The sequence below is a fragment of the Phenylobacterium sp. genome, from assembly GCF_024508875.1.
In the GTDB taxonomy this organism is placed as follows: domain Bacteria; phylum Pseudomonadota; class Alphaproteobacteria; order Caulobacterales; family Caulobacteraceae; genus Phenylobacterium.
Map to the genome: position 1 here is coordinate 1 of NZ_JANINU010000330.1, position 16,662 is coordinate 16,662.

The following is a 16,662-nucleotide window of genomic DNA, read 5'->3' on the forward strand; positions in this document are numbered from 1 at the left end:
CCGGCGGCAACATCGTGAACCTGCGGATGCACCACCGGCAGTCCGACTTCTTCGATGTGGACATCGACGTCGACGTCAACGACGCGCGCCACCTGACGCACATTTCCGCCGCGCTCCGTGCCAATCCGAGCGTTGAAGAGGTGGAGCGGACAAAGGGGTAACCCGGGGGGCGCCCCCAAAAGGAGCGGCGGCTGAGGTATGACGCCCCAGCCGCCAGTATGCATCTCCCCGATGCCGTATCCTGATAGCAAGCGTCGCTGGTCGCCGAGGCGCGCGATTACCCAAAGAGGGTAGTCGGGCGGGCCGCCGCGCGCGGCGCAAACGAAAAGGGCCGGCGGGCGCCTCGGCGCGCCGCCGGCCCTCCGCCCACCACGAGGCGAATTGTCAGTTGGCGCCCTTGGCCAGGTAGTTGTCGAGCGCTTGCCGGGCGACGGTCTTGCACCCGCTGCTGTCGGCGACCCGGACGATGTCGTCCAGCGTGACCAGGGTCTCGACCGCCGGGCAGATGCCGCCGCGGCGGGCCCCGAAGGTCCGGCCGGAGGGCGGGGGTTCGACGAGGGCGCGCAGGGTCTCGAAGCGGGCGCTGTCGGCGGCGGCCATTTTCGCGCCCGGTACGGTCACGCCGGAGGGACCGCCCTTCAGCGTCGTGACCTCGCCCGAGGCGCGCATGAGGGTGATGGTCTTGCCGGCGCCCAGCGCCACCTTGGCGCCTGCATCGAAGGCCTGGCCGCGCTTGAACGCAGGGTCGGTCGAATTCACCACGATGTAGTCGCTCGCCGCGGCAGCGCCGCAGACCGTGAGCGAAAGAGCCAATCCAATCAAAATCTTACGCATCTATCTCACCCCGAAAGATGTCTGGCGCCCGTCCCGTGTCGGCGCCGCACTAGCATATCCGCGCCGTGAACGGTACCTGAACACCGACCGTCGCTCTCATGTACGCGACGTGGGGTCGCACAGACGCACCGCGCCGAACTTCGCCAGCCAGGCGAGTCCGCGCTCGGCGAAGGGACGCCGTTCGGCCGGCGTCGTCGCCAGCAGCTCGCCCACCGTGCGCGGACCGTTCCGGAGCGTCTCCAGCAGCGCCATCGCCTCGGCAGGGCTCGGGAGACGGGCGGCCTCGACCCGGGCCGATGGATTAGCGAGCCGCGCGGCGACCGCCTCCGGGGCCTCCACGAGCGCGACGATGTCCGCCGGTCCCAGGATCGCGCTGGGATAGGCGCTGAACATCCGGAAGGGGTCGGGGCGGTGCGGGTGCTCCTGCCCGGTCTGCGCCGGGACGGCCTGGCGGCGGCGGGCCAGTTCGGCCCACAGCGCCTGGTACTGCGGAATGACGACCCGCCAGTCGAAGGTCCCCCGCGCCCGCTCGCGGCCGGCTTCGCCCATCCGTGTCCGAAGCCCGGGATCCGCCAGCAGCCTGCTGAGCGCCTGCGCCGTGTCGCCGATATCGACGGCGGTGAACAGGGAGGTCGCCGCGGCGTAGGTCCCGTAGCCGATCAGGCGCTGGTCGTAGGCGTAGATCAGGTCGCCGCCCAGCCCGGGACGCGGCGCGACGGTGCGGATCCGGTAACCGTCCACACCGTGGCGCACGGTGTCGCGATAGCCGTCCCAGTCGCTGACGATGCAAGGCAGTCCCGCCGCCATGGCCTCCACCGGCGTCAGGCCGAATGTCTCCTGGACGTTGTCCGACAGCGAAAGGAACACGTCCGCCGCGGACAGGATCTCGTTGCGCGTGGACACCAGGCTGTCGGGCGCCTCGCGGATCAGAAGCTCCGGGCCAAAGGCCGCCGCGGCTTCGCGCCAGGCCGTCTCGTCGTCGGAGCTGAGCCCCGAGCCGTAGACCAGCCAATAGATGGGCCGGCCGAGCGTCTGCGCCGCCGCCTGTAGGGCCAGGGCCATGGGGGCAGGATGCATCTTTGTCCCGATGCTGAGCCGGCCCGAATAGAGCACCACCGGCGCGTCGGCCGGGATGTCGAGCCGCGCGCGCCAGCGGTTCCGCGATCCCGGATCCTGGCGGAAGTCGTCGGTGTGGACGCCCAGCGGGATTGTCGCCAGTTGCACGGCCGGCAGGCGGCTCGCGCCGAACCGCTCCTGAAGATAGGCCGCCGAGGATTCCAGGAGGTTTTCCGTGGCCTTGCGAACGGAGTCTGATGTGCAGACCAGGGCGTCCCACGGCTCCAGCGGCGCGGAGAGCAGGGCCGAGATCTCATCCAGGATATGGGTCGAGGCGATCGTGTGGGTGACGCCGGTGATGGAATAGGCCGTTGCGCCGAACGCATGGCGCGCCCAGGCCTCGGCGCGCAGCTCCGGCGTAGGAATGTGAACGCCGCCGGTGTAACCGAGCGCCGCGCGGTCGCCGCGGCCCAGCCAACTCACGGGCCGGCCCACGCCACCCAGCCGGGAGACGAGCGCCTCCAGCGCCGCCGGATCCTCGTCCAGGGCGTTCCATAGGTGGAAGCGATCGACGTCGCCGTACCGGAGGAACCCGCGCAGGAAGCCTTCGCCGGCGGCATGGCGGCCCATGGGCCGCGGCCGCGAGCCGTCATAGGCCTCCAGCGCCAGCCGGATCGCCGCGTTGGCCATGGCGGCGGCCGCCGCCTAGCGCGCCGCCGTCTGGGTCGTTGCGCCCGGCATGGCGCGCGATCCGTCGCCGACGATGGTGAAGGGCGCCCAGAAGTAGGGATGCGAGAACTGTTCGCTCTGCTGCAGGGCGATCTGCGCGCGCGCCATCGCGGCCGCCTGGTTCCCGGACGTCGCCGAGAACATGCCGGTCATGAGCCGCACCGTCGCCACGGAGTCCACGGACCAGTGCGACACGATCAGCGAGCGGCCGCCTGCGTAGATCACCGCGCGGGTCAGGCCGCCCAGGGCCTCGCCGCCGCCCTGCAGGCCGCTGGAGGCCTCGTCGCCCCCCGCGCCGCCGGTGTCGCAGGCGGACAGCACCACGAGGTCCGCGTCGAGCTTGAGGTCCAGGATTTCTGTGGCGTCGAGCAGGCCGTCGGAGTCGCCCAGGCCCACCGAGGTCATCAGCGCCGGCTCGGGCAGGCAGGCCGATGGTTGGGGCAGCAGGCCGTGGGTGGCGAAGTACAACACCTTGTAGTCCGCGAGGTCCTTGCGCGATTTCACCGAGGCGTCGGTGAAGGCCGCGCCGGTGACGATCTGCTCGCCCTGGTTCCCGGCGATGCTCGCGCCCACCTGGCGCACCTCGTCGGCGGTATCGGGCAGGGCGGGCATCTGCAGCAGCGCCAGCCGCGTGTTCTCGCAGACGTTGCTGAGGTCCCGCTCGCTGCGCAGGCTGACCGAACGACGGACCACCGAGGCGTAGGCCTGAGCGTCGGACTTCTTCGGCGTGGCAGGATCGGCGAAGCCCAGGAAGCTCTTGGTCGCTCTCGACGGCGCGAAGGCGCGAGACTGCATGAACGAGGCCGCGGACAGGACCAGGGCGGAGTCTACCTTGGCGCCCAGCCACGCGACCTTGCGGTAGTCGGGGTCGGCCCCGGTCGCCACGCCGGCCAGCACGGTGGACGGATCGGCGGTCACCAGTGCGCCGACCGGCAGCGAGATCAGGGCGCCGTCGGGCTCGTACACCAAGTGCTTCGCGGCCATGATGTCCGACGCCACGGGGCCGAAGAGCTGCTGGAACAGCCGGTGGGCGGTCGCAACGTCGAAGGCGGGCAGGGTATCCTCCGCCTCGAACGGAGCGCGCAGGCGGCGGACGGCGGCGCCGGCCGTGCCGCGGTTCAGCTCGATCGCATAGGGCCGGGCGCCGGTGGGCGTCACCAGCAGGCCGTAGCCCCCCGTGTCCAGCAGCAGGATCTTCACATAGACCTCGTCGGGTCCGAGAGCCTTCTGCAGGTCGGACAGTTTCGCCTCGGACGAGACGAGTTGGGCGTAGCGCGGATTGGCGGCCAGAAGCTGGCTCTCCAGGGCGTCGGACTGTGCCTGCAGTGTCTTGAGCTTGGCCTCGATGTCCGAGCGCGCCGCGCCTTCATATGTGTTCGCGGCCTGCAGGTTGGCCGCCTGGGCCTCGGTGGCGCGCAGCTCGCGGCGCGTGTCTTCAAGGGCCCGGACCAGGCCGGTGACCGCACTGTCGCCGGACGCCACGCGCGCGGCGAGCTTGGAGACCGTCTGGGCGGTGGCGTTGGACACCACGCTGGCGGCCGCCGCGAAGAAGCGCGCCTTGTAGTCGTCGGCCTTGGCTGGGTCGCTGCCGATCCGCTTGAGCAGCAGGTCGAAGTAGGGCGCGGCGTCGTCGGCCGACGCGCCGAGCGCGCCGCGCTGGGCCTGGAAGAGCTCGAAGGCCCGGGCATAGGTTGCCAGCGCCGCGTCCTCCTGGCCGGCGCGCACCTGCGCCCGGCCGAGGTCCAGCAGCAGCCCGCCCTCGGCGGCGGTGCCGGCGTGGCGCAGACGGATGGTGCGCAGCGCTTCGTTGTACTTGCCGATGGCCTGGGCCGGCTGACCGGAATCCATGTCGATCTCGGCGAGGTCGGCGGAGATTCGTGCGCGGAGCCACACGTTCAGCGCGCCGTTGGCCTCGGCCGAGGTCAGCGTGCGGCTGGCGCGGGCCAGCGCATCGCGCGCGCCGGCGGCGTCGCCTTGTGCGGCCAGGGACGAGCCCATGACCTCGAGGGCCTGGGCGTCCTGCACCGACAGGCGGTCGGCGAGAGTGACGCGGCTGCCGCCCAGTACGTCGCGGCCGCCGGGCCGGTTGTTGAGCGCCGAGGCCAGGTCGCCGCCGATGGCGAGGCCTTCGGGCCCCTGTGTCACGGCAGGGCCGGTCACGGCCAGGCCGCGGGCCGCCCGAACCTCGTCGCTGGCCTTGAGCGCCGCCTGGGCGGCGGTCACGGCGTCGGCGAACCGGCCGGCGTTGCGCAGGTGCAGGGCGCGATACGTGCGGGCGCGGGCCGACAACAGCGGATCGCCGGCGGCCGCCACCTGGACGTCGGCGTCGCGGAACAGCCGGTCGGCTTCGGCGAAGCGGCCGTTGTTGGAGACGTTCAGCGCCAGGTTCAGCAAGGCGTCGCCCAGTTCGGCAGGCGGTGCGCGGCGGGCTTCGGCGTCGGCGACCAGCGCCTGGAAGTCGGTCTCGGCCTCCTCAAAGCGCCACTCGTTGTTCTGGACGTAGGCGCGGGCGCGCAGACGATTGGGGTCGGTGGCCGCGGCCGCCTGCGAGCGGGCGAGGCCCCCCGTGGCGCCGCCGAAGTCCGCCGCGATCTCCGCGCTGGCGGCCGAGGTCTGCACCTGCGACATCGCCGGGGGCTTGGCGGCGCCGGCGACGACCTTCAGGCCCGTCTCCAGCACGTCGGCGATCTGGGCGGCGCCTTCCGCGACATAGACCTGTCCGCCGCGGTTCGAGACGTAGGTGAGATAAGGCGCCTTGCCGGCCGCGCTGCGGCAGGCGCGGCGGTCCACCGGACCCAGTCCGGCGACAGCGGCCGACTTGGGATCGGCGCAGTCGGCGCGGGCTGCGAGGGCAGCCTGCCACGCGCCGGCGTCGGCGCTTCGGGGCAGGGCATAGAGGCGGCCCAGACTGCCCTCCCAACCGCGGCAGCGGATGTTCCAGGCGCGCCGGCCTGCGGCCTGCACGACCGGGTCGTCGTAGTCGCGCACGGCCTGGCAGACGGCGCCCGAGGCGGCGCTCTGGCCCAGGGGGATGAGGTCGGCGCGCGTCTGGGCGCCGGCGACGGACGGGGCCGCCGCGACCGCGGCGATGCTGGCCATTCCGAGGAGGAGGCTCTTGCGGATCATTTGGATTGCCTGCGCTTGCGCCAGATTTCTTCGCTGCCGGCGCCCGTGACCACGGGGTCGGTGACGATCTCGTCGGTGGGGGGCTCGGAAAGCGTGAGCAGCACCGGCGGGCTCGTCAGGGTTTCGGCGCCCAAGGCGTCGACGCTCGCGTCGGTCTGGTCGCTGTCGCCGAGGCGGTCCCGGGTCGTGAGGATGCCCGCGTTCATGTCGCCCATTCCGCCGCCGGAGGCGGGCGTGGCGATGACGGGGCAGTTATTGGTTCCCACGTCGCACGCATTGAAGCGGTACTGCGCGCCGTCCGGCCGGGTCGTGGGATTGCCGCTGGCGTCGACCACCGTGAAGGTGATGCCGCTGCCGGCCGCCGCCCCCGTGACGACCTTGCCGTCCGCGCCGGCCAGGGCGCCCCAAAGCTCCACGATCCGCGGCGGGTCGATGATCAGCGCCGGGCTGAACGCGCCGGTGAAGAATAGGCCCGCCGTGCCGCCCGAGCCGACAGGCGCGGTGTTCTGTTGCACGGCCTTACCATCCGCCGACACTTCCAGCCGTCCGGTGGCGACGAAGACCTTGCCGACCTCGTCGCCGATGGGCGCGGCGCCGGCCGGCTGGCCGGCCGCGATGTCGATGGCGGTGATCGGCGTACCCTGGATCAGGCTGATGAAGCGCTGCGAGCCGAACAGGACGTCCTGCCGAGCGGCCAGCCGCACCTCGTCGAAGGCCCGGACGCCGGTGTAGCTGGCGCCGTTGTTGGCGAAGGTGGCCGCGCCGAGAGCGCCGCTCACCAGGATCGACGCCGGCCGCCAGGACAGGTCGCTGGCGTCGCCGATGCGGAGCGTTCCGCCGTTCGCGCTGGGCGCCACGGTGCCTTGCACCGACGCGGTGTTGGACGACCCCACCAGGAAGGCGACGTTCGGCGTGGCGGCGGTGTTGACCGTCAGGTTCTGCAGCGTGAGGTCGCCGCGCGCCGAGCCGGTGGTCGAGCCGGCGTAGAACCGGGTCTGACCCGTCACGCGAAGCTGGCCGAAGTCCGCCCCATCGAACACGAAGCCCGACCCGCCGGCATCGCCGCCGACCCGCATGGCGCCGCCCTTGGACTCGATCTGCGCGCTGGGCGTCGTGAGCAGGCCCGTGAGGTCGAGGTCGCCGGCCACGATCCGGATCGAGTTCGCCGCCGTTGTCGCGCCCAGCGTGGCCTTGCCGGCGACGTCGAGGGTCAAATTGCGCCCGGCGCTGAGCGGCGTGGTGGAGGTGAAGTTCCCCGACGATGTGATCGAGAGGTCGCGCGCGACCGAGCTGATCGTTGCGCCCAGCGACAGGGAGGATCCCTGAACGATCAGATCGCGGCCGGTCTTAAAGCTCGTCGTGGTGACCCCGCCGCTCAGCGCGCGCAGGGTCAGGTCCTCGCTGGCCGACACATTGCCGGCCGTGACCGTAGCGCCGACCAGGGTGACCGAACCGGCGTCCGCGCGGACGTCCGCCACCTTCAGCGCGCCGGCGGCGCTGACCGAGATGTTGCGCACGGCGCTGAGCGAGTTGGTGATCGTGAAGTCGCCCGTGGTGCTGCCGATCGAAAGGTCGCGACCGGCCCGGACCGAGTCGAGCGCGACCGTCGGCGCCCGCAGCGTGGCGTCACGGGCCGCCGTGACCGTGAAGGCGCCGGGCGTTCCCGTCACCTCGACCACGGCGTCGCGGCCGGCGATCACGCTGACGGCGCTGGCCCCGACTACGCTGCCCGTCCCCGTGCCCAGGCGGGCGTCCAGGTCGCTGGACTGGACCTGCACCACGCGGCCGTTGCCGGCCATGTCGGGATTGCCGGCGAACTCCAGGCCGACAACGTCTTGGCCCGCGCCCGTTAGGGTGGCGCTGCCCAGCGAGGCCGTGCCGTGCGTCGCCAGCACGTAGATATCGTCTCCAGCCGTGGCCGATCCGACGCTGGCGTCGCCGGCCGTCGCGACCACATAGAGGTCGCCCGAGGTCGTGACCGTTCCGATCTTCACGCTGGCCGCCTGGCCGAAGACCCGCGGCGCCGTGATCGTGCCGACATCGGCCGCGCCGCGAAGGTTGACGCTGCCGCCGGCGGTGATCGTGTCGATCCGACCGGAGGTCAGGTCGAGGGTCACGTTCTGCGGGGCGGAGAGGGTGATCGCGCCCGAGACGTCACCACCGCCGTCGCCGACGGTGATGTTCTGGCCGGAGGTGACGGTGAGCCCCCTCGGCGCCGAGATGTTCTCAAGCCGCGCGTCCGCCTTGGCGTTGATGACGCCCGGGCCCATGGCGCCCACGCCGGCGAGAACGACATCGCCCGTGGTGGAGGTCACCTGCAGGGCGCCGCTGGCCACCACCGCGTTCGCCTTGACGTCGCCGCCCTGGACGACGAGGTCCCGGGCCGAGGTCGACCGGCCCAGTTCGACGCTCGCCGTCGCGGCGATGCGGGTGTCGCGGCCGGAACTGATGGACGAGATCGCCGTGGGGTCGAAGAGGCTGGCGACCAGCGCGGGCCCGTCGAGGTCGATGGTCTCGACCGGGGCGAATCCGAACCCGTTGTCGTCCTGGCCGCAGTCACCGCGCGTGTCGCACTCGGCGGCCTCCTGCTCGTCCTGTTGGATCGTCTTGGGGTCGACGAATTCCTCGGGCGGCCGCGGCCAGGGCCGGCCGATAACCCGGCCCACCTGGCTGATCTTCAGGTCGCGCGAGGCGTTGGACTTGTTGAGGTAGATGGCGGTGGAGGCGACGCCGGCGAGCGCGGGGGCCGCCTGGCGATCGGCGATGCCGCCGCCGCCGGATAGGATGATGTCGCCGCCGTCCGCCTTCACGGCCTGGGCGGTCACAAGCCCGTCGATATTGATCACCGCGCTGCCAAGCGCCGAGCGGTTCACCGCCGCGACGAAGACCGCGTTCGCCTTGGTCTCCGCACCCAGGTCGAGGGCGATGTCGGCGTCGGATCCGCTGCCGGCGTCGGGTACGATGAAGTCCACCAGATCGAAGTCGCCGCCCGTCCCGGGGGCGAGGCGGATCTGGAAGTTGCGGGCGGACCCATAGAGCGCGCTGCCCTCGGTCGCGCTGACCAGGGCGTTGCCCCGCGTCTGCACAGTCGGGCCGACGAGCGCGACCATGCCGCCATGGGCGGTCAGCGACGCGTTGGCTAACACCATTATCCGGGCGCCGCTGATGTTGTCGGCGCCGTTGAACGAGAAAAGGTTGTTCGTGGGCTCGAGGAAGCTCGCCAGGTCCGGCGTGCCGATCGCGACCAGGATGCCCCCGGCGTCGACATGCGAGCCCTTGCCGAAGATGATCCCGTTCGATGCGCTGAACCAGATGTTGCCGCCGGCTTGGCCGCCCACCTTGCCTTCGATCGAGCCTTCGATCTTGTTCTGCTGCAGGCCGGTGATCCGGTTCAGGACGATCCAGTTCTTGGCGCCGAAGTTATAGGTGACGGACTCCTCCGGCTTGAGGTTGTAGCCGGTCCAGGTCAGCACCGTGCGGGGCGCGCCCAGAGTGATCTCGGTGTGCGTGTCGGTGCTGACGATGTTGGGCTGGGCGCCGCCGGCGCTCACCTGCGGGATGCCACCGCCTGTGGGCAGCGCCGAGGCGGGGTGGGGCAGCAGGCTGAGGCCGCACAGGGCGCCGCACAGGGCGGTGCGGGCGAGCAGGCCGTGGCGCTGGGCGATCGGGGCTTGGAGGCTGGCGTGGGTCGGAGCAGTCGACATCTGGCTTTCCTTCCGCATCACAGCAGGCTCGCGGTGAGCTGGATCAGGATGCGGTCGCCCGGCCGCGACGCACCGCGGGCGGTGGCGTGCAGCGGGTGGGCGTAGGTGACTTCGAGATTGGCGCGGTTGAACAGGCGGAAGATCACGCCACCGCCCACGGACGTGAGGCTGCGGTCCCTTTCGAGCCCGCTGAGCGCCGACTTGTTGTTCACGACATAGCCGGTGTCGACGAAGGCGTAGGGCGCGGCCAGCACCTTCGGGTGGACCTGCAGTGGCCCGTAGCGGACCTCGAAGGCCGCCGAGACGCCCTTGTCGCCGAGCAGCGCCGCCGGGTCGTAGCCCCGTCCGACGGTCAGGCCGCCCAGCGCGATCTGTTCATAGGGCAGGAGCACGTCGTCGGCGTACTGCGCCTGGGCGCGGATCGTGCCGGTGAGGCGCTCGGCGAGGGCGACGTCGGCGCCGCCCTGGGCGCGGACCACCCAGGCGTCCGGCTTGCCCAGCGCGCGCGTCAGGCTGGGGTCGCCCGCGTCGCTGGCGCCAAGGATCGACAGGCCCCGCCGAAGGGTAACGCCGCCGGAAAGCAGCACCGGCCGCTCGGCGACTTCGGTGCGATAGTCTCCGTCGGCGCGCGCGTAGAGCACGCGCAGCTTGTCGTGGCTGAGCTGGCCGAAGCCGCCAGCGTCCGTCTTCTGGTCGATCAGGTCGAGACCGCCGGCCAGGTTGAGGTTCTGGTTGCGCGACCGGACCAGCGGGTAGGCCAGCTCCACATTGCCGACCATCGAGCGGCTCTTGAGGTCCAGCGGCTTCAGCGATGCGCCCGGCCGGCTCTCTCCGTATGTGAAGGCTCCGCGCGCCGTCAGGCCTTCCGACCCGAACCGTGCGCTCTCGGCGATCTGCACCAGCCACTGCTCGTTGGAGTCCAGCGTGTGGAACGCGGTGAGCGAGGTGCTCTCGCCATAGGCCGTGTATCCAGCCAGCTCGGCCCGGACGAGACCGCCCCAACGGCCGGCGGATTTCGAGCCGGTGTTCGTGACGTTGGCGATCGCCTGGGGGCCATCCTTGGAGACCGTGAGGTCGATATCCACCGCGCCGCGCTCGCCGCTGGTGGACGGCCGAACCGCCGCGCGCACGCGCAGGCCGGGAATGTCGGATGCCAGCAGCAGGTAGCGCTGGGCCCTGGCCATGTCGAAGGGCCTCATGCCCCGCAGCTTTTCCGCGTAGCGCTCGACCGCCGCCTGGGCGGGGCCGACGTCGCCGCGCACCCGCACGTTCACAACGTGCGCTTCGATCACCTCCAGCGTCAGCGCGCCGCCGGCGATCCGCTGTTCCGGAATCTCGACCCGGGCGAGGACGCCGTGGTCGAAAACGATACGGGCCGCGTTGTCCCGAATACGGCAGATGACCGACACCGGCTGGGGCTTGCCCACGAACTCCGCATAGGCGCTCCGCAACTGCGCCTCGCTTACCGAGGTGGCCCCGCGGAACGCGACGCTGTTCAGCGTCACCTGCACATCGGATGACTCCAGCGGGCAGGGGCCCGGCGGTTCTGGCGTGAAGGCGCTGGCCGCCCGCGATGGCGGCGGACGCGAGACCCGCGCTTCGGGATTGAGTTCGGCGGCCGTGGTGCCCGGCGTGGCGGGCGTCTGCGCCCAGGCCAAGGCCGGTGTCAGGGCCGTGGTCGCCAGAGCGGCCACGGCAAGGCGCACGCACACACCTGCGCCAAGAGCGCTTAAGCTGCGCCCGGTCATATCAGGAACCCCCCAAGGTCGATTGGTTCGCGTCTTATCGATCGAAGAACGCATTGTTAAGTACGTGCGGTTGTCGCCCGAGGACGCATGCACGTCGCCCGCGGCATGGCAAATGGGCGGTTAGCAATCTATTCAGGCTACCGAAGCTCCACTGACCTCGCTAAGATTCGCAGCGGGTTGCGTGCCGGGGGAGGGCCGATGGGGGAGGGACGAACGTCGCGTGTCGTCGGCGCGCTGTGCGCCGCCGCCGTTCTTGCGATCGGCGGCCTCGCGATCGGATTGGGCCGTTCCGCCACGGCGGCGCCCGAGGCCTCCGCCGGCGGCGTGCACGAGGGCGTGGCGTCGTGCGCCGGCTCGACGTGCCACAGCCGCCAGGTCGATTCCGGCGTGAACGTGCGCCAGAACGAACTCATCACTTGGCAGGATCCGTCAAGTGTCGCCGGAGCGCACAGCCGCGCCTACCGCGTACTCTATGATGCGCGCGGGCAGGCGATCATCCGCAAGATGGGCCTGGATGACGGCGGCGTCGCTCGCCAGTGCCTGGGTTGCCATGCCGATCCCGCGGGCGCCGGCCAGCGCGGCGCGCGTTTCCAGATTTCCGACGGCGTGGGCTGCGAAGCCTGCCATGGCGGCTCCGGCGGCTGGCTCGCCAGCCACCGGGCAGTGAACGGCTCGCATGCCGACAACGTCTCGCGCGGCATGAAGGCGCTGGAGAACCCCCGGGTGCGCGCCGGCGTCTGTCTCGATTGCCACTTCGGCGGCAACAGGCCGGGCCAGTTCGTCAGCCACGAGATCATGTCGGCCGGCCACCCGCGGGTGGCTTTCGAGCTCGACCTGTTCTCCAGCCTGCAGCAGCACTGGGATGTCGACGCCGACTATGTGAAGCGCAAGACCTACGCTGGCGGCGTGAAGACGTGGGCGGTGGGCCAGGCGCTTGCGCTGGACCGCGCGCTGACGCTCTACGGCCAGCCCGGGCGTGGGAACGGCGCCTTCCCCGAACTCTATTTCTTCGACTGCCACGCCTGCCACCGGCAGATCTCGGACGATCCGAAGGCGCGGCCGCAGTGGCAGGCCAACCCAGGCCGACCGATCCCGGCCGGAACGCCGCCGTTCAACGACGAGAACATGATCATGCTCTCGGCGGCCGCCAAAGTGGTCGCGCCCGGCCTGGCCGCGCGTTTCGACGCCGACAGCCGGGCGTTCCACGCCGCCCTGGCCCGCGACCGGTCCGAGTCGATCCGCGCCGCCGCCAAGCTGGCCGCCACCTCGCGCGCCCTGGCCGACGCCTTCGCGGCCCGCAGTTTCTCCCGCAGCGAGACGCTGGCCATCGTGGACGTGGTGCTGCAGGGCGAGATCGCGCGGCGCTACACCGACTACGCCGGCAGCGCCCAGGCGGTCATGGCCGCCGACACCCTGCTGAACGCCCTGGTGAAGTCGGGCCAGGTCGATCCGGGCGCCGCCGCGCGTATCCGGCCGAACCTGGACCGCGCCTACGCCCAGGTGCGGGACCCCAACAGCTATCGTCCTGACGCGTTCCGAGCCTCGCTGGCCCAGGTCGCGCAGGCCGCGAGGTCGCTGAGATGAAGTCTGGAATGCGCTGGGCCGTGTCTGTGGCCGCGTTGGCGCTCGCGTCGTGCGGCGGCGGCGGAAGCAATGGCGACAGCGGCGGCGGGACGACCACGCCGCCGCCCACCACGCCGTCCGCACCGGCCTATACCCTGCCGGCGGCCCAGAGCCTGACGACCGCGGATGTCCAGCAGGTGATCGCCCAGGCCGTGGCCGAGGCCAAGGCGCGCAACCTGCCGGCGGTGATCGCGGTGACCGACCGCGTCGGCAATGTGCTGGCCGTCTATTCGATGACGGGCGCGCGAGCGACCGCGACGCTGCGCGCCGCGCCCAACGGCCAGAACATGGACGCCCAGGGCGTCGTCGTTCCGGCGGCGGCGGGCGCGATCGCCAAGGCCATCACGGGCGCCTACCTCTCGTCCGGGGGCAACGCGTTCTCGACCCGCACGGCCAGCATGATCGTGCAGGAACACTTTCCGCCGGCTCCCACCACGGCGGGGCTCGAAGGCGGGCCGCTGTTCGGGGTTCAGTTCTCGTCGCTGCCGTGCTCGGACGTTACCACCCGGACCGCCGCCACTTCGATCGGACCGCGCCGCTCGCCGCTGGGCCTGTCGGCCGACCCTGGCGGCTTCCCGCTCTACAAGAACGGGGTCCTTGTGGGCGGCGTCGGCGTCATGGCCGACGGGGACTACGGCTTCGACAAGAACATCCTCGACACGGATGACGACGCGGAGGAGGCGATCGCCTACGCCGCTGCGACCGGCTTCGACGCCCCCACTGAGATCCGGGCCGAGCGCGTGACGGTGGACGGCACGTCGCTGCGTTTCAGCGACGCCACGGCGGCCGGCCTGCGCAGCGTGCCGGCCAGCGCGCCTGCCTTTGCCAGCCTGCCGGCGGGAACCGGCGCGTTTACCGCGGTCACCGGATATTACCCGGGCGGCGGTGCGCTCGCGGGCGCTACGTACGGAACCGAGGCGTCGGGCCTGCGCCTGGCTTCGAGCGCCGAATTCTCCATCGCCAGCGCCATGGTGTTGACCAATGGTTCCGGCGCCAACCGCTTCCCGATCCGTGGGGGCACGGACGCCGCAGACGGCCTGACGCCGCTGACCGACGCCGAAGTGCGGGCGCTGCTCGAGGAAGCTTTCACGGTCATGAGCCGGGCGCGCGGCCAGATCCGGCGCCCGCTGGACAGCCGCGCGCAGGTCTCCATCAGCGTGGTCGATAGCCGGGGGCAAATCCTCGGCATCGTTCGTGCGCCCGACGCGCCGGTCTTCGGCATCGACGTCTCGGTCCAGAAGGCGCGCACGACGGCGCTGATGTCGGGCGCCTCCGCGGCGAGCGACCTCCTGGGCGACCCCAGCGCGGATGTTCGCGGTTTCGTGCAGAAGGTGCGCGACTTCTTCCCGGATCAGACCGCTCTCACCGGTAAGACGGCCTTTGCGGCCAAAGCGATCGGAAACCTCTCCCGGCCCTATTTCCCCGATGGTGAGGTCGGCCGGCCGAACGGTCCGCTCTCGCGGCCCATCGCGCAGTGGAGTCCGTTGTCCACGGGCCTTCAGTCGGCGCTGGTCATCGGCAATATCGGCCAGCACCTGAACTACGTCACTGGGGCGTCCGCCACCGACACGCCGCAGCGCTGCACCTTCCTACCCGACGTCGCGCCCGGTCAGAACCGGCTGCAGAATGGGCTGCAGATCTTCTCAGGCTCCGTACCGATCTACCGGGGCAGCCGGCTGGTCGGATCCATCGGCGTCTCGGGCGACGGCATCGACCAGGACGACATGATCTCGTTCCTCGGCGCGCACAACGCCGGTGTCCGCGTTGGCGGCATCGGCAATGCGCCGGCGGCTATCCGCTCGGATCAACTGCTCGTCGGGCCGACGTCGACCCGCCTGCGCTACGTGGGCTGTCCGTTCGCGCCGTTCCTCGACAGCAGCGAACAGAACGTGTGCCAGGGGAAATAGGCATGCGCCCGGCCACGCTTCTCGCGCTCACCGCCTTTGCCGCCCTCGCCGGGCAGGCCGGGGCCGCGTCCGCGCGCGAGAAGCCGGCCCTTAGCATCGACGACATTCTGGACGGTCGGGTCGCGGCGTCCGGCGCAGCCTCGGCCGGCGTCTCCGCGCAGGACGTGGCGGCCCAGGAGCCGGCCGCGGAGCCTCCGCCGCAGGCCACCGCGCCGGACGGCGAGCCTGCGCCGACGATCGACGACATCCTCGACGGCCGCCGTATTCCCGGCCGGCAGAAGGACCTGCCGCCGCCGGTGGTGCAGGACAATCCGGGCGCCGTCCGCGCGCCACCACCCGAGGCATTTCCCAAGGATGAGGTGCCGATCCCTGACCGCTGGCGTCTCGCCGGCGCGCTGGGCGTCACCAAGCCGCGCTGGTTCGACCCCTACAACCAGAACTTCCTGAAGGGCGACATCCCGATCAAGGGGACCGAGGACTGGTTCTTCGCCGTCACCGCAATCTCCGACACGGTGGTCGAACCGCGCAGCTTCCCGATCCCGGTCAGCGTCCAGACGACGTCGCGGCCGGGCAGCCTGGACGTGTTTGGCACCAACACCAGCCTCGTGCTGGCGCAGACGTTCATCGCCGCGGCCTCGATCATCAAGGGCTCGACGGCGTACAAGCCACCGGAGCTGGAGTTCCGGGTCGCACTGGCGTTCCAGGACAACTACGTGGACGTGCCCGAGAAGCGCGTCCTGCATGTCGAGCCGAGCAAGCCCACCCACCGGAACGACGCCTTCATCGGCGTGCAGGAAGTCTTCCTCGACTACCACCTGCGCAACGTCTCCGACCGCTACGACTTCGACAGCCTGCGCGTCGGCATCCAGCCGTTCTCCAGTGACTTCCGCGGCTTCCTGTTCCAGGACAACCAGCTCGGCGTCCGGCTGTTCGGCAACCGCGACAACAACCGGATCCAATACAACCTCGCCGCCTTCTGGCGGGTCGAGAAGGACACCAATTCCGGCCTCAACGACCTGACGCAGACGCCGCGGGACGACTTCGTCTTCCTCGCCAACCTTTACCGCCAGGACCTGCCGTTCCCGGGCATCACCTCGCAGGTGACGGTGGTCTACAACCGCAACCGCGAGGCTGGCGACATCCAGATCGACGAGAACGGCTTTCCGGTGCGGCCGGCGCTGATCGGCGACCTCCGGGGCCGCGACTACGACGTGACGTACCTGGGCTACAACGCCGACGGCCGGATCGGGCGGATCAACCTGACGGCCTCGGCCTATGCGGCGCTGGGCGAGGACCGCAACAGCATCTTCACCGGGCGCAAGACCAAGATCCGCAGCTACTTCGTCGCGGCCGAGCCTTCGATGGACTTCAGTTGGGTGCGGCTGCGCCTGCAGGGCCTGTACGCGTCGGCGGACAAGGACCCGTACGACAACAAGGAGACCGGCTTCGACGCCATCTTCGAGAACCCGCAGTTCGCGGGGTCGGACACCAGCTACTGGATACGCCAGACGATCCCGTTCGCCGGCGGCGGTCGGGTAATCGGCATCAACGCCCGCAATGGCGTGCTGAACAGCCTGCGCTCCTCGAAGGAAGAGGGGCAGTCCAACTTCAACAATCCGGGCACCATCCTGCTGGGGGGCGGGGCGGACGTCGACGTGACCCCGCAGCTTCGCGTCTCGACCAACATCAACCACCTGTCGTTCGCAAACACGAACGTGCTGCAGGCGCTGCGGATGGAGGGCTCGATCCCGAAGTCGCTGGGCTGGGACGCCTCGCTCTCGACTATCTGGCGGCCGTACATGACCCAGAACGTGGTGTTCCGGGCCTCGGCGGCGGTGTTCGATCCGGGGGCCGGGTTCAACGACCTGTTCACGAACCGCGACCGAGATAAGCGGTACTATTCGATCCTGCTGAACGCGATTCTCACCTTCTAGG

The 16,662-nt window shown here is 70.8% G+C and carries 9 protein-coding genes; 4 read left to right on the forward strand and 5 right to left on the reverse strand.

Annotated features, from left to right (window positions below; genetic code table 11):
* A partial coding sequence (locus Q0L11_RS21285) for an ACT domain-containing protein (protein ID WP_296600073.1) occupies positions 1 to 161 on the forward strand: 161 nt, incomplete at its 5' end.
* Positions 162 to 384: 223 nt separating this feature from the next.
* Here the strand turns inward: Q0L11_RS21285 and Q0L11_RS21290 are convergent.
* The 5 genes from Q0L11_RS21290 to Q0L11_RS21310 all read right to left on the reverse strand — a co-directional run bounded on the left by Q0L11_RS21290 (position 385) and on the right by Q0L11_RS21310 (position 11,155).
* A complete protein-coding gene (locus tag Q0L11_RS21290; protein ID WP_296599940.1) occupies positions 385 to 834 on the reverse strand; it encodes a hypothetical protein in 450 nt (149 codons plus the stop codon).
* Positions 835 to 930: 96 nt separating this feature from the next.
* Positions 931 to 2,580, reverse strand: coding sequence for a glycosyltransferase family 4 protein (locus tag Q0L11_RS21295; protein ID WP_296599941.1), 1,650 nt, complete (start codon positions 2,578 to 2,580; stop codon positions 931 to 933).
* Between the two features lie 15 nt (positions 2,581 to 2,595).
* On the reverse strand, positions 2,596 to 5,745 hold the full coding sequence (locus Q0L11_RS21300) for a CHAT domain-containing protein (RefSeq protein WP_296599943.1): 3,150 nt from the start codon (positions 5,743 to 5,745) through the stop codon (positions 2,596 to 2,598).
* Entirely contained in the window at positions 5,742 to 9,449 is a 3,708-nt protein-coding gene (locus Q0L11_RS21305; protein WP_296599944.1) for a filamentous hemagglutinin N-terminal domain-containing protein, read from the reverse strand. The genes Q0L11_RS21300 and Q0L11_RS21305 overlap by 4 nt, the downstream gene beginning before the upstream one ends.
* Before the next feature lie 17 nt (positions 9,450 to 9,466).
* Positions 9,467 to 11,155: a ShlB/FhaC/HecB family hemolysin secretion/activation protein gene (locus tag Q0L11_RS21310; RefSeq protein ID WP_296599947.1), complete on the reverse strand. Its 1,689-nt coding sequence runs from the start codon at positions 11,153 to 11,155 to the stop codon at positions 9,467 to 9,469.
* Positions 11,156 to 11,395: 240 nt separating this feature from the next.
* Here Q0L11_RS21310 and Q0L11_RS21315 point away from each other — a divergent pair, with 240 nt between their 5' ends.
* From Q0L11_RS21315 to Q0L11_RS21325, 3 genes are read left to right on the forward strand one after another with little or no spacing between them, the layout of a single operon-like run.
* Positions 11,396 to 12,781, forward strand: a complete 1,386-nt coding sequence (locus Q0L11_RS21315; protein ID WP_296599948.1) for a multiheme c-type cytochrome — start codon at positions 11,396 to 11,398, stop codon at positions 12,779 to 12,781.
* A gap of 8 nt (positions 12,782 to 12,789) precedes the next feature.
* On the forward strand, positions 12,790 to 14,727 hold the full coding sequence (locus Q0L11_RS21320; protein ID WP_296599949.1) for a heme-binding protein: 1,938 nt from the start codon (positions 12,790 to 12,792) through the stop codon (positions 14,725 to 14,727).
* A gap of 2 nt (positions 14,728 to 14,729) precedes the next feature.
* Positions 14,730 to 16,661 (forward strand): hypothetical protein, encoded by a 1,932-nt coding sequence (locus Q0L11_RS21325; protein ID WP_296599950.1) that lies wholly within the window; start codon positions 14,730 to 14,732, stop codon positions 16,659 to 16,661.
* Position 16,662: the final 1 nt, after the last annotated feature.